Origin of the sequence: Enterobacter sp. NFIX59, assembly GCF_900113755.1 — a bacterium.
In the GTDB taxonomy this organism is placed as follows: Bacteria; Pseudomonadota; Gammaproteobacteria; order Enterobacterales; family Enterobacteriaceae; genus Enterobacter; species Enterobacter pseudoroggenkampii.
Window position 1 is genome coordinate 79,310 of the sequence record NZ_FOQN01000005.1, and the last position, 14,390, is coordinate 93,699.

Consider the following 14,390-nt stretch of genomic DNA (forward strand, 5'->3'; position numbering starts at 1 on the left):
CTTACGGATTAATCGCTACTTGCGCAATAACTTGCTGATCATTAAGTGCGATAACGCTCAGGGTATTTCCTTCCAGCATGCCGTAGCTCGCAGGATATCCGCCTTTTGGGATGCTGACCGAGCCCGGATTAAAGTGATAAATCTCACCGCGTTTTTCCGCAACCGGAATATGAGTATGACCGTAAACCAGGACATCGCCAGCCGCGAGAGCCGGAAGATTATCCGGGCTGAAAAGATGCCCGTGAGTCAGGAACAGGCGGTGTTGTTCAAGCAGCACCTGTTGCCACGGTGCGGTAAGAGGGAAATGCAGCAGCATCTGGTCCACTTCGCTGTCGCAGTTGCCGCGAACGGCAATGATGCGCGAGGCGGACTGGTTGAGTTTTTCCGCGACCTGCGCAGGGGCATAGCCCTCCGGCAGCGCGTTGCGCGGGCCGTGATTGAGCACGTCGCCCAAAATAATCAGCCACTGCGCACCGCTTTGTGCAAACAGGGAAAGGACACGCTCGGTAGCAGGCAGCGATCCATGGATATCCGACGCAAACATCAGTTTCATCAGTCACTCCTCGGGAAAACAGACTGCCCCCATGATACCTGAAGCGGCAGGGCTTATCAGCCCACGCGCTTAGCCGAGAGTGCCACATAGCGCTGCACGGAGGCACGCTGCCACTGAAACGCGGCATAATCCACCAGCAGTTGCGGCACCTCATCGCCGTTGAGGATCAGGCGGTTTAGCATCAACGCCAGATCGGCATCAGCAATGCACCACTCGCCGAACAGGTTCGGGTTGCCGTGTGCGAGGAGCGAGGTGGCGGTTTCAATGAGTTTTTGCGCGCTTTCTGCACCTTCTGCGCTGAGAGCTGGTTTTTTCACCCCGGCAAACACGACGTCCGTCGAGCGTTCGACGCGAATCGGTACCAGATCGCTTCGCAACCACGCCTGGATCTGCCGCGCCCGGGCGCGTTTTTGCAGGTCGTGAGGATAGATGCGCTCCCACTCCGGCGGCGCGAACCGATCTTCCAGATATTCATCAATCGCCGAGGATTCGCTCAGGGCAAAACCGTCAATCTCCAGCACCGGCACGCGTCGGGTCAGGTCGTAACCCTGCCACTGCGGTTTAAGATGTTCACCGCCGTCGAGATCAACGGTCTTCAGCGTAAACGTGAGCCCTTTTTCGGCCAGCGCAACGTATACGCTCATAACATAGGGAGAAAAGAAATTCGCATCGGACCACAACGTGATGACGGGCTGGTTCATAACATCCTCATAGGCTGATCGGTTTTTACTCAACATATAATCTCTTTGCCTCGCTGTCACTTGATGAAAACTCACGATTTACAACAACCACCTATACTCATTTGTCATGGCACCACTCTTCGCATGGACAGGAGTTGAGAATGATCGACCTTTATTACGCCCCTACCCCAAACGGCCATAAGATCACCCTCTTTCTTGAAGAAGCCGAGCTGGATTACAGGATCATTCGCGTGGATATCAGCAAGGGCGAACAGTTCAGCCCCCTCTTTCTGGCTATCTCGCCGAATAATAAAATCCCGGCCATTATTGATAACCATCCGGCGGACGGGGGCAGACCGTTGAGCCTGTTTGAATCCGGTGAAATTTTGCTCTATCTGGCAGAGAAAACCGGCAAGTTGCTGAGCGGCGAGCTGCGTGAGCGTCACCATACCCTGCAGTGGCTCTTCTGGCAGGCGAGCGGACTGGGGCCCATGCTGGGTCAAAACCATCACTTTACCGCTTACGCCCCGCAACCCATTCCCTATGCGATAGAACGCTATCAGGTCGAGACGCAGCGGCTCTATGACGTTCTGAACCGTCGGCTGAAGAAAACGCCGTGGCTCGGGGGGGATCATTACAGCATTGCCGATATCGCCTGCTGGCCATGGGTGAATACGCATGAAAAACACCGAATTGACCTGGCCTCTTACCCGGCGGTAAACAACTGGTTCGAGCGCATCCGGACCCGCCCGGCGACCGAGCGGGCGATGCAAAAAATCCAGCAAATTTAACCCGGTATGAGGCTGGGTGCCTGTGAGGCACTCATGTATTATGGGCAGGAAATACTGACACGGAGAAGACCTGCAATGTCACAGCCAGACGCCATTATTCGTATAAAAAATTTACGCCTGCGTACCTTTATCGGTATCAAAGAGGAAGAGATCGCCAACCGTCAGGATATTGTCATTAACGTGGTGATTCACTACCCCGCAGATAAAGCGCGGGCCAGCGAAGACATCAACGACGCGCTCAACTACCGCACAATAACCAAAAACATCATTCAGTACGTGGAGAATAACCGCTTCTCTCTGCTGGAAAAATTAACTCAGGATGTGCTCGATATCGCACGCGAACATCACTGGGTCACTTATGCTGAAGTTGAGATCGATAAACTTCACGCCCTGCGCTACGCCGATTCCGTCTCCATGACGTTAAGCTGGCGGCGCCAGGCGTAAACCTGGAGGTTGTATGAAGATTTTGCTGACCGGCGGGACAGGCCTGATTGGTCGTCACCTCATTGCGCGTCTGCAGGCCTTGCATCACGACATCACCGTGGTCACGCGCAGCCCGGAGAAAGCGCGTCAGGTGCTGGGGGCGGGTGTCGATATCTGGAAAAATCTGGCCGAGCAGCAAAATCTGGACGGTTTCGACGCCGTCATTAACCTCGCGGGTGAACCCATCGCCGATAAGCGCTGGACGGAAGAGCAAAAACAGCTGTTATGCAGCAGCCGGTGGAACATTACCGAAAAGCTCGTCGAGCTGATCCGTAATAGCCACACCCCACCTTCAGTGCTTATTTCGGGTTCAGCGGTGGGCTATTACGGCGATCTCGGCGAGGTGGTGGTGACCGAGGAAGAGCCGCCCCATAACGAGTTTACCCATAAACTTTGCGCCCAGTGGGAGCGTATCGCCTGTGCGGCGCAAAGCGATCGTACCCGCGTCTGCCTGCTGCGGACCGGGGTCGTCCTCGCGCCGAAAGGCGGCATCCTGGCGAAGATGCTTCCCCCTTTCAGGCTCGGACTCGGCGGTCCCATCGGTAATGGCCGTCAATATATGGCGTGGATCCATATCGACGATATGGTCAACGGTATTCTCTGGCTGCTGGATAACGATCTGCGCGGACCGTTTAACATGGTTGCGCCGTATCCAGTGCGTAATGAACAGTTTGCCCACGCGCTGGGGCATGCCCTGCACCGTCCGGCGATACTGCGCGTGCCTGCCACGGTCATTCGTCTGCTGATGGGAGAAGCGTCTGTACTGGTATTAGGCGGGCAGCGGGCGCTGCCAAAACGGCTGGAAGCGGCCGGCTTTGCGTTCCGCTGGTATGAATTAGAAGAGGCGCTGGGGGATGTGGTGCGGTGAATATGTTACAGTGACAGGCCATGTTCCGAAAATATGGCGTCACAATGGCAACGATCACCACTCCCCGGCTTTACCTCACCCCTTTCGAACCCACTGACTGGGCCTTCTTCCGCTCGCTGCGTGAAGATCGCCGCATCATGCGCTACATGGCCGCCATCGCGCCAGAAAAAGAGACCCGACGCGTGTTTGCCGCGCGACTCGCTGCTGCTCATGTGTTTGTCATTCGCGCCCGGGATGATGATACGCCGCTTGGCGATATCGGCCTGCAAATCAGCCCTGAGAATCGTGAGGAGGCCGATATCGGCTATACGGTTGTACCTGCCGCGCAAGGGAAAGGTATCGCCAGCGAGGCGCTGCGCGCGGTGTGTGATTATGCGTTCAACCAGACCGGCGTGAAGGCGATTAACGCGTACGTGCTGGCGGACAACGGCGGATCGGTGCGCGTGCTGGAGAAAGCCGGGTTTGTGCGTACGCAGGTGCTGGAAAAGGCGTATGAAATTGACGGCGTGCGCTATGACGATTGGGTCTATCGGCTGGAGTATGCCGGCCAGCAACAGAATTAGTAGGCCCGGTAAGCGAAGCGCCACCGGGCGATTGGGCTGTACTGCGGCCTGATGCCCTCACCTCGCCCCTCTCCCACAGGGAGAGGGAGAAGCAAACCTACTTCAACGACCCCTTCAGGAACTGCTGCAAACGCGGGCTTTGCGGGTTCGCCAGCACCTCGTCCGGATGCCCCTGCTCTTCAATTTTCCCCTGGTGCAGGAAAATCACGTGGTTCGAGACGTTACGGGCGAAGCCCATCTCGTGCGTCACCACCACCATCGTTTTGCCCTCTTCGGCCAGCTTCTGCATGATGCGCAGCACTTCGCCAACGAGTTCCGGGTCGAGCGCGGAGGTTGGTTCGTCGAACAGCAGCACCTCCGGCTCCATCGCCAGCGCGCGCGCGATGGAGACACGCTGCTGCTGTCCGCCGGAAAGATGCACCGGATATTTCATCTGCTGGCGCTCGTCGATGCCCACTTTCGCCAGGTATTTCACCGCACGCTCGCGGGCTTCCTGCTTGCTCAGCCCCAGTACCTGAACCGGCGCTTCCATCACGTTCTCCAGCACCGTCATGTGGCTCCAGAGGTTAAAATGCTGGAACACCATCGTCAGGCGCGTACGCAGCAGGCGCAGCTGGTGTTTATCCGCCACCTTCAGCTGGCCGTCTTTGTCACGCACCAGGTTGATGTTCTGCCCGCTCACCACGATCGAGCCTTCGCTTGGCTTTTCGAGGAAGTTAATGCAGCGCAGGAAAGTACTTTTACCCGAGCCGGATGAACCGATGATACTGATTACATCGCCTGCGTTAGCCTGCAGCGACACCCCTTTCAGCACTTCATGTTCGCCGTAGCGTTTGTGCAAATCAATAACGTTTAATTTGTTCTCAGCCATCATCTTTCTCAGTGCGTCGAAGAAGGTTTTATATGCTGCAACCAGCGTTTTTCAGCCTTACGGAACAGGCTAATCAAAACATAAGAGATAATTAAATAGAGCACCGCCGCAATGCCAAACGCGGTAAACGGCTGATAGGTCGCGGAGTTAATATCGCGCGCGATTTTGAGCAGATCCGGCACCGTCGCGGTAAAGGCAAGCGCGGTGGAGTGCAGCATCAAAATCACTTCGTTACTGTACGCCGGTAACGCGATACGCAGTGCCGACGGCAGAATAATGCAGCGATAAAGTTTCACTGAGGAAAAGCCGTACGCGCGCGCCGCCTCAATTTCACCGTACGGAACCGAACGAATGGCTCCCGCGAAAATCTCGGTGGTATAGGCGCAGGTGTTGAGCGTCAACGCCAGCACCGTACAGTTCAGACCGCTGCGGAAGAACGCATTCAGCATCTCAGTGCCTTTTACGATCTCAAGCGTATACATCCCCGAATAGAACACCAGCAGCTGTACGTAAAGCGGCGTACCGCGAAACACGTAGGTAAACAGCCAGATCGGGAACTGGATAAATTTATTGTTCGACACGCGGCCAATGGCAAGAAACACCGCCAGAATGCCACCCATCACCACGGAGGAGATCAGCAGCCAGAGCGTAATCGCCACGCCGGTAAAGCGGTAGCCATCTGTCCACAGCAGCGATTTCCAGTATTCCTGAATGATCTCAATCACAGGTCAGCCCTCTTGACACCCACGGAGTAGCGACGCTCGAGCAGAAGCAGCACACCATTGGAGACGGTCGTAAAGACCAGATAAATCACGCCGCAGACCACCGCAAAGTAGAACGGCTCCCAGGTGCTCTTGCCCGCCAGCTGAGTCGCTTTCACGACGTCTTCCAGACCGAGCAGCGAGACCAGCGCTGTCGCTTTGAGGATAACCTGCCAGTTGTTGCCGATGCCCGGAAGCGCATAACGCATCATGGCCGGGAACATAATCCGACGAAACGTTTGTGAAGAGGTAAAACCAAATGCGGTTGCCGCCTCAATGTGGCCCTTCGGCACGGCCATGTAAGCACCGCGGAAGGTTTCGGTGAAGTAGGCACCGTAGATAAAACCGAGGGTAATAATACCGGCCACCATCGGGTCGATATCAATTTGTCCCATGCCCATCGCGTCCGTCACGCTGTTCAGCGCAATCTGCAGACCGTAAAAGATAAGCAGCATCAGCACCAGATCGGGAACGCCGCGAATAAGCGTGGTGTAGCCTTCAAAAATTAGCGCCAGCGGTTTGTTAGCCGAAAGCTTCGCCCCTGCGCCTGCCAGACCTATCAGCACCGCCAGCACCACGGAGCTGATAGCCAGCTCAAGGGTGACAAGCGCGCCATGTAAAATAACGCCAGAAAATCCGTACAGCATACCGCGAGCCCTGTCGTATCGTGAGTGGTGGAACCGTGTCTTTCCCCCTCCCACGGAGGGAGGGGCCGCACGTTATTTGACGGGGCGATTAGCCGCCGTAAACATTAAAATCAAAGTACTTTTTCGCCAGCTTGTCGTAGGTGCCGTCAGCGCGCATTTCAGCAAACGCTTTGTTCAGCGCCTCACGCAGCTCATTGTCTTCTTTGCGCAGGCCCATACCGGTGCCCACACCAAACAGCTTCACGTCCTTAATGGACGGGCCGCCAAACTTGTAATCTTTACCGACCGGCGTTTTCAGGAAGCCTTCGCTTGCCGCGACTTCATCCTGGAATGCCGCATCAATTCGGCCTGCCGTCAGGTCAGCGTAGATATTTTCCTGGCCCTGATAGGAGACGATTTCAATCCCCTTCGGCGCCCAGTGTTCGTTACCGTAGGTTTCCTGGGTAGTGCCCTGCAGCACGCCGACACGTTTACCTTTCAGGGACTCCAGCGTTGGCTGAACGTCAGACGATTTAGCCACCACCAGACGAGAATCGGCCGCGTAGAGTTTGTCTGTGAAGGCAATCTCCTGCTGGCGTTTTTCGGTGATGGAGAGGGAGGACATGATCACGTCGATTTTTTTCGCTTTCAGGGACGGGATCAGCGCATCCAGCGGGTTCTCAACGTAGGTACACTGTGCTTTGATGCGTTTGCACAGCTCATTGGCCAGATCGATGTCAAAACCAACCAGTTCACCCTTTGAATTCTTCGATTCGAACGGCGCATAGGTGGGATCGGTACCGATCCGAATTTTCTGCGGAATGGCTGCGAATGCCGCGGTAGCGCTGGAAAAGGCCAGCACCAGAGATAGTGACAACACGAGTTTTTTCATATTTGTCCTCAACAAACTGTCTTCATACGGGTTTTTTACGACGACGGGGTGGTGCTAATGTGCCATTAATTCCCTCTGACAGGCAAAGACTAATGCCCTTCAGGCGGGAATTTTTGCATTATAAATGCGTAAGTATGCACAAAGCGATCCAATACGGTGCAACGAACGCACCGTATTGGGTCAACCGTTCCCGTAACGCACCTTTCCGGTGCGTTAGCGTCAGGTATTATTCACCGTATACGTTGAAGTCGAAGTATTTCTTCGCCAGTTTGTCGTAAGTACCGTCTTTACGCAGCTCTGCAAAGGCTTTGTCGAAGGCGGCTTTCAGCTCGGTATCATCCTTACGCAGGCCAATACCGGTGCCGTCACCAAAGTATTTTTTGTCTTTCACCGACGGGCCCGCAAACGCGTAGTCTTTCCCCGCAGGCTGTTTCAGGAAGCCTTCACTCGCGGCGACTTCATCCTGGAATGCCGCATCCAGACGGCCTGCCGCCAGGTCAGAGTAGATCAGATCCTGGTTCTGGTAAGCCACCACGTCGACACCCTTCTCACGCCAGGTGGCATTGGCATAACCTTCCTGGGTCGATCCCTGAAGCACGCCAACATGCTTGCCTTTCAGCGAGTCGATGGTTGGCTTAATCGGGGAGCCTTTCGGCGCAATCAGGCGAGAATCCGCGGCGTAGAGCTTGTCAGAGAAGGCAATCTCCTGCTGGCGTTTTTCGGTGATGGAGAGAGAAGAGATAATGGCGTCGATTTTCTTGGCTTTCAGCGACGGGATTAACGCGTCAAAGTCGCTGCCCACCCATGTGCATTTCACCGCAATGCGCTTGCACATTTCATTTCCCAGATCGATATCAAACCCCACGAAATCGCCTTTCGCATCCTTGGATGAGAATGGCGCGTAGGTTGCGTCTGTACCGATACGAACCGTCTGTGGAAGCGCTGCGTAGCTACCTGCTGCCGCACTTAACCCCACGAGCAAAGACAGAGCCAGAACCGTCTTCTTCATACATTTACCCTCAAGTACCGTGATTTTATTATGTATTGTGTTGTGTGTTGTGTTGCAGGCTTCATCTTGCAGGTCTTATGCCACATTGCCGTCTGGTCAAAACTTCGACGTTAAATATGTTAATAAAACGTTGCGATACTGCCTTAATGGTGAAAGATAGCAGGTCTGCCGAACGAACCGGAGAGAGAAAAAGGGAAAAAACGAATTAAATGTCGAGGATATGATCGCCGTTGCATAATTGCCCTGAAACAGGGCAACTTGTCTTTTCATGCACTCTGTTTGTGCACAGAATCAGGCCCCCTGCCAGCGGGTGAAGAGATCGTCAGGCAGGTCGATGTCGAACTGATCCAGCACGCGGTTAACGGTCTGATTAATCACGTCATCCAGCGAGGTCGGGCGATGATAAAATGCCGGTACCGGCGGCATGATGATGGCTCCCAGCTCCGCAGCCTGCGTCATTAAGCGCAGATGGCCGAGGTGCAGCGGCGTTTCCCGCACGCAGAGCACCAGAGGACGACGCTCCTTCAGCACCACATCCGCCGCGCGCGTTACCAGGGTGTCAGTATAGCTGTTCACAATGCCGGAGAGCGTTTTAATGGAACAGGGTAGGATAACCATGCCGGCCGTTTTAAACGAGCCTGAGGAGATGCTGGCGGCGATATCACGGGCATCGTGAACCACGTCCGCCAGTGCCTGAACATCGCGCAGGGAGAGATCGGTTTCCAGAGAGAGGGTCTGACGCGCCGCCTGGCTCATCACCAGATGGGTCTCGACTTCCGCCACGTTACGCAGAACCTGTAACAGACGTACGCCGTAAATCGCGCCGCTGGCACCGCTGAGCCCAACAATGAGTCGTTTCATGATTTTCGCCCTTACTGATTTCAGGGCAGACTGTGCAGGATTTTGCGGGGAGTTGCAAGTGAGGGCATTCGCCCTCACCTGCCGGAGCATCAACCTTCGTTGTGCATCTCTAAACTTTCGAGATCGTTCTGCATCTGGACGGCTTTCGCATCGTCGTTGCGCAGCGAATCAAGATAGTCGAGGTACTGCTGGTCAACGTCTTTGGTCACGTAAATACCGTTGAACACGGAGCATTCAAACTGCTGAATTTCCGGGTTCTCGGCACGCACCGCGTCGATGAGATCGTTCAGATCCTGGAAAATCAGGCCGTCGGCACCGATAATCTGACGAATTTCATCCACTTCACGGCCGTGAGCGATCAACTCGTTGGCGGTTGGCATATCGATGCCGTACACGTTCGGGAAGCGAATCTCCGGCGCAGCAGAGGCCAGATAGACTTTCTTCGCACCCGCTTCGCGCGCCATCTCGATAATCTGCTCAGAGGTGGTGCCGCGAACGATGGAGTCATCCACCAGCAGAACGTTCTTGTCGCGGAATTCCGCGCGGTTGGCGTTCAGCTTGCGGCGCACGGACTTACGACGCAGGTGCTGCCCCGGCATGATAAAGGTGCGGCCAACGTAGCGGTTCTTCACGAAGCCCTGACGGTATGGCTTGTCCAGAATGCGGGCGATCTCCAGCGCGATATCGCAGGAGGTCTCCGGGATAGGAATCACCACGTCGATGTCGAGATCGTCCCACTCGCGGGCAATCTTCTCGCCCAGCTTGGTGCCCATGTTGACGCGCGCGCTGTAGACGGAAATCTTGTCGATGAAGGAATCCGGACGGGCAAAGTAAACATATTCAAACAGGCACGGGTTGCTGACCGGGTTGTCGGCACACTGGCGGGTAAACAGCTGGCCCTTCTCGGTGATGTAGACCGCTTCGCCCGGCGCAACGTCACGCAGGAATTCGAAGCCCAGGGTATCCAGCGCCACGCTCTCAGAGGCAACCATATATTCAGTACGGCCATCGCCGAGGTCGCGCTTACCGAGCACCAGCGGACGAATGCCGTTAGGATCGCGGAAGGCGACCATACCGTGACCGATGATCATCGCAACGCAGGCGTACGCGCCGCGGATCTGACGGTTTGTCGCGGCAATCGCGGCAAAAATGTTGTCTGCTTCCAGCGGATAGTGACGGAAGTTATCCAGCTCGCTGGCGAACACATTGAGCAGGATTTCAGAATCAGAGGTGGTGTTAATGTGGCGACGTTTCTCTTCGAACAGCTTTTTACGCAGCTCATGCGCGTTGGTCAGGTTGCCGTTATGAGCAAGGGTAATGCCATACGGTGAGTTGACGTAGAAAGGCTGTGCCTCAGAGGCGCTGGAACTGCCAGCAGTAGGATAACGAACGTGACCGATCCCCATATTACCTTGCAGACGCTGCATATGGCGGGCTTCAAACACATCGTTTACCAGGCCATTCGCCTTGCGTAAACGGAAGCAGTTGTTTGCATCAATGGTAATGATACCCGCAGCATCCTGCCCACGGTGCTGAAGCACCGTTAACGCGTCATAAATCGACTGGTTTACCGGCATGAAACCGGCGATACCGACAATACCGCACATTCGTCTTTTCCTCGTTAAGCCACATCTCAGGGTTTATGCCCTGGGCAAAAAACTTGACGAGCTTTGCAGATAGTCAAAGAACCATCTGATGATGAAGCTGAACTCTGGAATGAGCTGCGATTTTTGCCAGTCTTCGCTTTTGGAGAACCCGGTGAAGGTATCCAGGAAGAACAGGATCGCGGCCACAATCAGCACGCCTCGTAATGCCCCGAAACAGATCCCGAGCACCCTGTCCGTTCCTGACAGACCGGTTTTCTCGACCAGCTGACCTATCACGTAATTCACGATAGCGCCGACAATCAGCGTTGCGATAAACAACACCGCGATAGCGATTCCATTTCGGACCAGTTCATCTTCAAAGCCCGTGAACCAGACAGACAGGTAAGTGTAGTAATGACTGGCAACAAAGAAAGCACAACCCCATGTCACCAGCGATAACGCTTCACGAACAAAGCCACGGATCAGGCTAACCAGACAGGAAAAACCAATCACCGCAATGATGGCGTAATCAATCCAGACCATATGTGTCCCACGATTTAACGCCCTGTCATCCAGTTCGGGGCGAATTCTAACAGAAAAAGAAAACGTTTGCGTAGGGATTTCCTTCCCGCGCGTAAATAAAAAAGGCGCTGAAAAAATGTTCAACGCCACGGTCCATTTGACGTCTCTGTGGACGTCTGCTCCCCCCTCACCCTCAAGGGAGAGGGAGCAAACCATTCCGGGGATGGGTAAGATCTTATCAGTTCGCGCTGTAGCCCATCACCACACCGCTCAGGCCGGAGATCTGCTTCAGCTCACCGAGCGAACCTTTAAGCTTATCTTTAGACGCTTCTGGCCCCACGAGGATACGGGTAATTTTACCCTGCACCGGCGTGGAAGGTGAAGTGTAAACACGATATCCCGCACTGCGCAGTTTGCTCACGACCTCGTTGACCTTATCGGCGTTTTTCAGCGCACCAAGCTGCACCACGTAGGCCTTACCCGTTGGGGCGGCGGCATCCTGCTGCGCCGGTTTTGCTGGCGGAGGTGTCTCTGACGCCGCGGCTAGCTGTTCTGCGGCTTTATCCCGCTGCGGTTTCGGCTGCGGCTGCGGCTTCTCAACCGGCTTCGGTTTTTCAACCGGTTTAGGCTGCTCGACCGGCACCGGATCGATATCGCTGTTGCTCGCTGCCGCCAGGCGAGACGGATCGAGCGATGGTGCGGCGGCATCGCCTGCACGCACCTCTTCCGCCGCCCCTTCCGGCGGCTGAGCAGGCAGCGCCTGCGTCGCCGCGGGCAGCATATCCGGCTCATCGCGGTCACCCGGTTTCGGCACCAGCGGAATAGCGGCAAACTCATCCTGATAATGCTTTTTCTGCCCGTCGAGCAGACCCGGGAGAATAATCACCCCGAGCGCGACCAGCACAATGGTTCCTGTTAAACGGTTCTGAAACTTACTCGCCACCGGTTCTCCCCGCGTCCATCACTTCCATGACATGTGCCACCGTGTGGAATGACCCACACACCAGCACGGTATCTTCTGGTTTAGCATCCGCCATCGCGGCATGCCAGGCCTGAGCCACGCTACTGTAGATTGCGCCTTTGCCGAGATGTTCCATCAGTTGCTCAGCCGTCGCGCCGCGCGGTCCCTCCAGAGGAGCACAATACCAGCTATCGACCACACTCTCCATGCAGGCCAGCGTCCCGCCGATATCTTTATCATGAAGCATACCGATAACCGCCAGCACGCGCCCGGTTTTTGGTAACGAATTGAGACGTCCCGCGAGATACGCCGCCGCATGGGGGTTATGCGCCACGTCCAGAATCAGGCGCGGTGACTCGCTAACTATCTGGAAACGCCCGGGCAACAGCGCATTCTTAATGCCGTCGCGGATCGCCTGCTCGCTGACCGTGAGGCCACTGGCGCGCAGTGCCGCCAGCGCGGTTGCTGCGTTCGGCTGCGGTACCTGCGGCAGCGGCAGGTTGTCGAGCGCGCCCTGCGCGTCGCTAAAGCGCCAGCCGTTATCCTGGACCTCGTACTGCCAGTCAACGTCGCGGCGCAGCAGACGCGCGCCCTTCTCGTTCGCCACGTCAGCAATGGTATGCGGCATATCCGGCTCGCCGACCACGGCGGGTTTGTTTGCGCGGAAAATACCGGCCTTCTCGCGGCCAATGCTTTCACGATCCGGTCCCAGCCAGTCGATATGGTCCAGCGCGATGCTGGTGACCACCGCCACGTCCGCATCCACCATATTGGTCGCATCAAGACGTCCGCCGAGGCCAACCTCAAGAATCACCACATCCAGCTGCGCCTGTTTGAATAGCCACAGCGCCGACAGTGTGCCGTATTCAAAATAGGTTAATGAGATCTCACCGCGTGCGGCTTCAATTTCCGCGAACGACGCCGTATGCGCCGATTCCGGCAGTTCGCGGTTCTGCACACGAACGCGCTCGGTGTAGCGGACCAGGTGTGGCGAGCTGTACACGCCAACTTTGTAACCTGCGGCCATCAGGACAGATTCCAGCGTGCGGCAGGTCGTGCCTTTACCGTTGGTCCCCGCGACGGTGAACACGAAAGGTGCCGGTTTGAGCACATCAAGACGCGCGGCGACCTGGCTTACGCGCTCAAGCCCCATATCGATGGTTTTACTGTGCAGGTTTTCCAGATAAGAAAGCCACGCGGCCAGGGGCGACGTGGCTTGGGGAATGCTTTTATTTTCCATAATGCCCGGTTGTCATTAACAGATTAGAAAGCAAAAGGGCAGCGCCAACCGGCCCTGCCCTTTTCAGTTATCAGGCCTCGGGTTCCTGATCCGGTACCACCACGCCTTCGCGCGGCTCATCCGGGTTCGGCGCTGGCAGATTCATCAGCTTCGCCAGGATGCTCGCCAGCTTCAGGCGCATTTCCGGACGGCGGACGATCATGTCGATGGCGCCTTTCTCGATGAGGAACTCACTGCGCTGGAAGCCCGGCGGCAGTTTTTCACGAACGGTCTGCTCAATAACGCGAGGACCCGCAAAGCCGATCAGCGCTTTTGGCTCAGCGATGTTCAGATCGCCCAGCATTGCGAAGCTCGCGGAGACGCCGCCCATGGTTGGGTCGGTCAGCACGGAGATATACGGCAGACCGCGCTCCTGCATCTTCGCCAGCGCAGCAGAGGTTTTCGCCATCTGCATCAGTGACATCAACGCTTCCTGCATACGCGCACCGCCGGAGGCAGAGAAGCAGATCAGCGGACAGTTGTCTTCCAGCGCCTGCTCAACGGCACGCACGAAGCGCGCACCGACCACAGAGCCCATTGAGCCGCCCATAAAGGAGAACTCAAACGCAGCGGCAACAACCGGCATCTCATGCAGGGTGCCTTTCATGACGATCAGCGCGTCTTTCTCGCCAGTCTCTTTCTGTGCAGAGGCCAGACGATCTTTGTATTTTTTGGAATCGCGGAACTTCAGCACGTCTTTTGGCTCGAGTTCGCTACCCAGCTCTACCAGAGAGCCTTCGTCCAGCAGGCTATGCAGGCGGTTGCGCGCCGACATACGCATATGGTGGTCACACTTCGGACACACCTCAAGGTTGCGTTCCAGCTCTGCGCGATACAGAACCTGACCGCAGCTATCACACTTCGTCCATACCCCTTCAGGAATGCTCGCTTTACGCGTTGGGGTAATGTTGCTTTTAATTCGTTCAATCCAGCTCATTGATAACCTTTCTGCCTGAACCTGGTCGTTTGCCAGTTTTGCTATAAGAGGCGAATAATGCCATTTTTGCCTCCAACAGACCATGAATGTTGCACATTAAAACATAACAGCCCGAAACTTTGGATAAAAAAGTGGTCGAACCGCCAG

General features: G+C 55.8%; 17 protein-coding genes. 4 read left to right on the top strand and 13 right to left on the bottom strand.

Going from position 1 to position 14,390, the window contains the following annotated elements:
- Position 1 precedes the first annotated feature (1 nt).
- Positions 2 to 553 (bottom strand): phosphodiesterase, encoded by a 552-nt coding sequence (gene yfcE, locus BM007_RS16960; protein ID WP_048029677.1) that lies wholly within the window; start codon positions 551 to 553, stop codon positions 2 to 4.
- Between the two features lie 56 nt (positions 554 to 609).
- Positions 610 to 1,254 (bottom strand): glutathione transferase, encoded by a 645-nt coding sequence (yfcF, locus tag BM007_RS16965; RefSeq protein WP_048029676.1) that lies wholly within the window; start codon positions 1,252 to 1,254, stop codon positions 610 to 612.
- 140 nt (positions 1,255 to 1,394) lie between these two features.
- Between yfcF and yfcG the strand changes: the two genes are divergently transcribed.
- From yfcG to BM007_RS16985, 4 genes are all read left to right on the top strand, one after another.
- A complete protein-coding gene (yfcG, locus tag BM007_RS16970) occupies positions 1,395 to 2,024 on the top strand; it encodes a GSH-dependent disulfide bond oxidoreductase (RefSeq protein ID WP_024908954.1) in 630 nt (209 codons plus the stop codon).
- A 75-nt stretch (positions 2,025 to 2,099) separates the two neighbouring features.
- Positions 2,100 to 2,468, top strand: a complete 369-nt coding sequence (gene folX, locus BM007_RS16975) for a dihydroneopterin triphosphate 2'-epimerase (protein ID WP_023312555.1) — start codon at positions 2,100 to 2,102, stop codon at positions 2,466 to 2,468.
- Positions 2,469 to 2,481: 13 nt separating this feature from the next.
- Positions 2,482 to 3,375 carry a TIGR01777 family oxidoreductase gene (locus BM007_RS16980; RefSeq protein WP_032646624.1) on the top strand — a complete coding sequence of 298 codons (894 nt, stop codon included), beginning with the start codon at positions 2,482 to 2,484 and terminating at the stop codon, positions 3,373 to 3,375.
- 44 nt (positions 3,376 to 3,419) lie between these two features.
- The gene (locus BM007_RS16985) at positions 3,420 to 3,938 is read left to right on the top strand and encodes a GNAT family N-acetyltransferase (protein WP_048992660.1); all 519 of its coding nucleotides are present in this window, start codon (positions 3,420 to 3,422) and stop codon (positions 3,936 to 3,938) included.
- 97 nt (positions 3,939 to 4,035) lie between these two features.
- Here the strand turns inward: BM007_RS16985 and hisP are convergent, their stop codons facing one another.
- The 11 genes from hisP to accD all read right to left on the bottom strand — a co-directional run bounded on the left by hisP (position 4,036) and on the right by accD (position 14,243).
- Positions 4,036 to 4,809, bottom strand: coding sequence for a histidine ABC transporter ATP-binding protein HisP (hisP, locus tag BM007_RS16990; protein WP_010433274.1), 774 nt, complete (start codon positions 4,807 to 4,809; stop codon positions 4,036 to 4,038).
- Between the two features lie 8 nt (positions 4,810 to 4,817).
- Entirely contained in the window at positions 4,818 to 5,534 is a 717-nt protein-coding gene (locus BM007_RS16995; RefSeq protein WP_008502590.1) for an ABC transporter permease, read from the bottom strand.
- Positions 5,531 to 6,217, bottom strand: a complete 687-nt coding sequence (locus BM007_RS17000; RefSeq protein ID WP_024908951.1) for a histidine ABC transporter permease HisQ — start codon at positions 6,215 to 6,217, stop codon at positions 5,531 to 5,533. The genes BM007_RS16995 and BM007_RS17000 overlap by 4 nt, the downstream gene beginning before the upstream one ends.
- Positions 6,218 to 6,305: 88 nt before the next feature.
- Positions 6,306 to 7,088: a histidine ABC transporter substrate-binding protein HisJ gene (hisJ, locus tag BM007_RS17005; RefSeq protein WP_024908950.1), complete on the bottom strand. Its 783-nt coding sequence runs from the start codon at positions 7,086 to 7,088 to the stop codon at positions 6,306 to 6,308.
- A gap of 226 nt (positions 7,089 to 7,314) precedes the next feature.
- Entirely contained in the window at positions 7,315 to 8,097 is a 783-nt protein-coding gene (argT, locus tag BM007_RS17010) for a lysine/arginine/ornithine ABC transporter substrate-binding protein ArgT (RefSeq protein WP_023312560.1), read from the bottom strand.
- A gap of 291 nt (positions 8,098 to 8,388) precedes the next feature.
- On the bottom strand, positions 8,389 to 8,958 hold the full coding sequence (locus BM007_RS17015; RefSeq protein WP_024908948.1) for a UbiX family flavin prenyltransferase: 570 nt from the start codon (positions 8,956 to 8,958) through the stop codon (positions 8,389 to 8,391).
- 89 nt (positions 8,959 to 9,047) lie between these two features.
- The gene (gene purF / locus BM007_RS17020; RefSeq protein ID WP_024908947.1) at positions 9,048 to 10,565 is read right to left on the bottom strand and encodes an amidophosphoribosyltransferase; all 1,518 of its coding nucleotides are present in this window, start codon (positions 10,563 to 10,565) and stop codon (positions 9,048 to 9,050) included.
- 33 nt (positions 10,566 to 10,598) lie between these two features.
- On the bottom strand, positions 10,599 to 11,087 hold the full coding sequence (gene cvpA / locus BM007_RS17025) for a colicin V production protein (protein ID WP_000262116.1): 489 nt from the start codon (positions 11,085 to 11,087) through the stop codon (positions 10,599 to 10,601).
- 217 nt (positions 11,088 to 11,304) lie between these two features.
- Entirely contained in the window at positions 11,305 to 12,009 is a 705-nt protein-coding gene (dedD, locus tag BM007_RS17030; protein ID WP_024908946.1) for a cell division protein DedD, read from the bottom strand.
- A complete protein-coding gene (gene folC / locus BM007_RS17035) occupies positions 11,999 to 13,267 on the bottom strand; it encodes a bifunctional tetrahydrofolate synthase/dihydrofolate synthase (RefSeq protein WP_032646627.1) in 1,269 nt (422 codons plus the stop codon). Before folC ends, dedD begins: the two co-directional genes overlap by 11 nt.
- Before the next feature lie 70 nt (positions 13,268 to 13,337).
- Positions 13,338 to 14,243 carry an acetyl-CoA carboxylase, carboxyltransferase subunit beta gene (gene accD, locus BM007_RS17040; protein ID WP_003861408.1) on the bottom strand — a complete coding sequence of 302 codons (906 nt, stop codon included), beginning with the start codon at positions 14,241 to 14,243 and terminating at the stop codon, positions 13,338 to 13,340.
- Positions 14,244 to 14,390 lie beyond the last annotated feature (147 nt).

Excerpts from the sequence above, each read along its gene's own strand:
- yfcE (WP_048029677.1), bottom strand. The coding sequence starts at position 553 with ATGAAACTGATGTTTGCGTCGGATATCCATGGATCGCTGCCTGCTACC.
- yfcF (WP_048029676.1), bottom strand. The coding sequence starts at position 1,254 with ATGAACCAGCCCGTCATCACGTTGTGGTCCGATGCGAATTTCTTTTCT.
- yfcG (WP_024908954.1), top strand. The coding sequence starts at position 1,395 with ATGATCGACCTTTATTACGCCCCTACCCCAAACGGCCATAAGATCACC.
- folX (WP_023312555.1), top strand. The coding sequence starts at position 2,100 with ATGTCACAGCCAGACGCCATTATTCGTATAAAAAATTTACGCCTGCGT.
- BM007_RS16980 (WP_032646624.1), top strand. The coding sequence starts at position 2,482 with ATGAAGATTTTGCTGACCGGCGGGACAGGCCTGATTGGTCGTCACCTC.
- BM007_RS16985 (WP_048992660.1), top strand. The coding sequence starts at position 3,420 with ATGGCAACGATCACCACTCCCCGGCTTTACCTCACCCCTTTCGAACCC.
- hisP (WP_010433274.1), bottom strand. The coding sequence starts at position 4,809 with ATGGCTGAGAACAAATTAAACGTTATTGATTTGCACAAACGCTACGGC.
- BM007_RS17000 (WP_024908951.1), bottom strand. The coding sequence starts at position 6,217 with ATGCTGTACGGATTTTCTGGCGTTATTTTACATGGCGCGCTTGTCACC.
- hisJ (WP_024908950.1), bottom strand. The coding sequence starts at position 7,088 with ATGAAAAAACTCGTGTTGTCACTATCTCTGGTGCTGGCCTTTTCCAGC.
- argT (WP_023312560.1), bottom strand. The coding sequence starts at position 8,097 with ATGAAGAAGACGGTTCTGGCTCTGTCTTTGCTCGTGGGGTTAAGTGCG.
- BM007_RS17015 (WP_024908948.1), bottom strand. The coding sequence starts at position 8,958 with ATGAAACGACTCATTGTTGGGCTCAGCGGTGCCAGCGGCGCGATTTAC.
- purF (WP_024908947.1), bottom strand. The coding sequence starts at position 10,565 with ATGTGCGGTATTGTCGGTATCGCCGGTTTCATGCCGGTAAACCAGTCG.
- cvpA (WP_000262116.1), bottom strand. The coding sequence starts at position 11,087 with ATGGTCTGGATTGATTACGCCATCATTGCGGTGATTGGTTTTTCCTGT.
- folC (WP_032646627.1), bottom strand. The coding sequence starts at position 13,267 with ATGGAAAATAAAAGCATTCCCCAAGCCACGTCGCCCCTGGCCGCGTGG.
- accD (WP_003861408.1), bottom strand. The coding sequence starts at position 14,243 with ATGAGCTGGATTGAACGAATTAAAAGCAACATTACCCCAACGCGTAAA.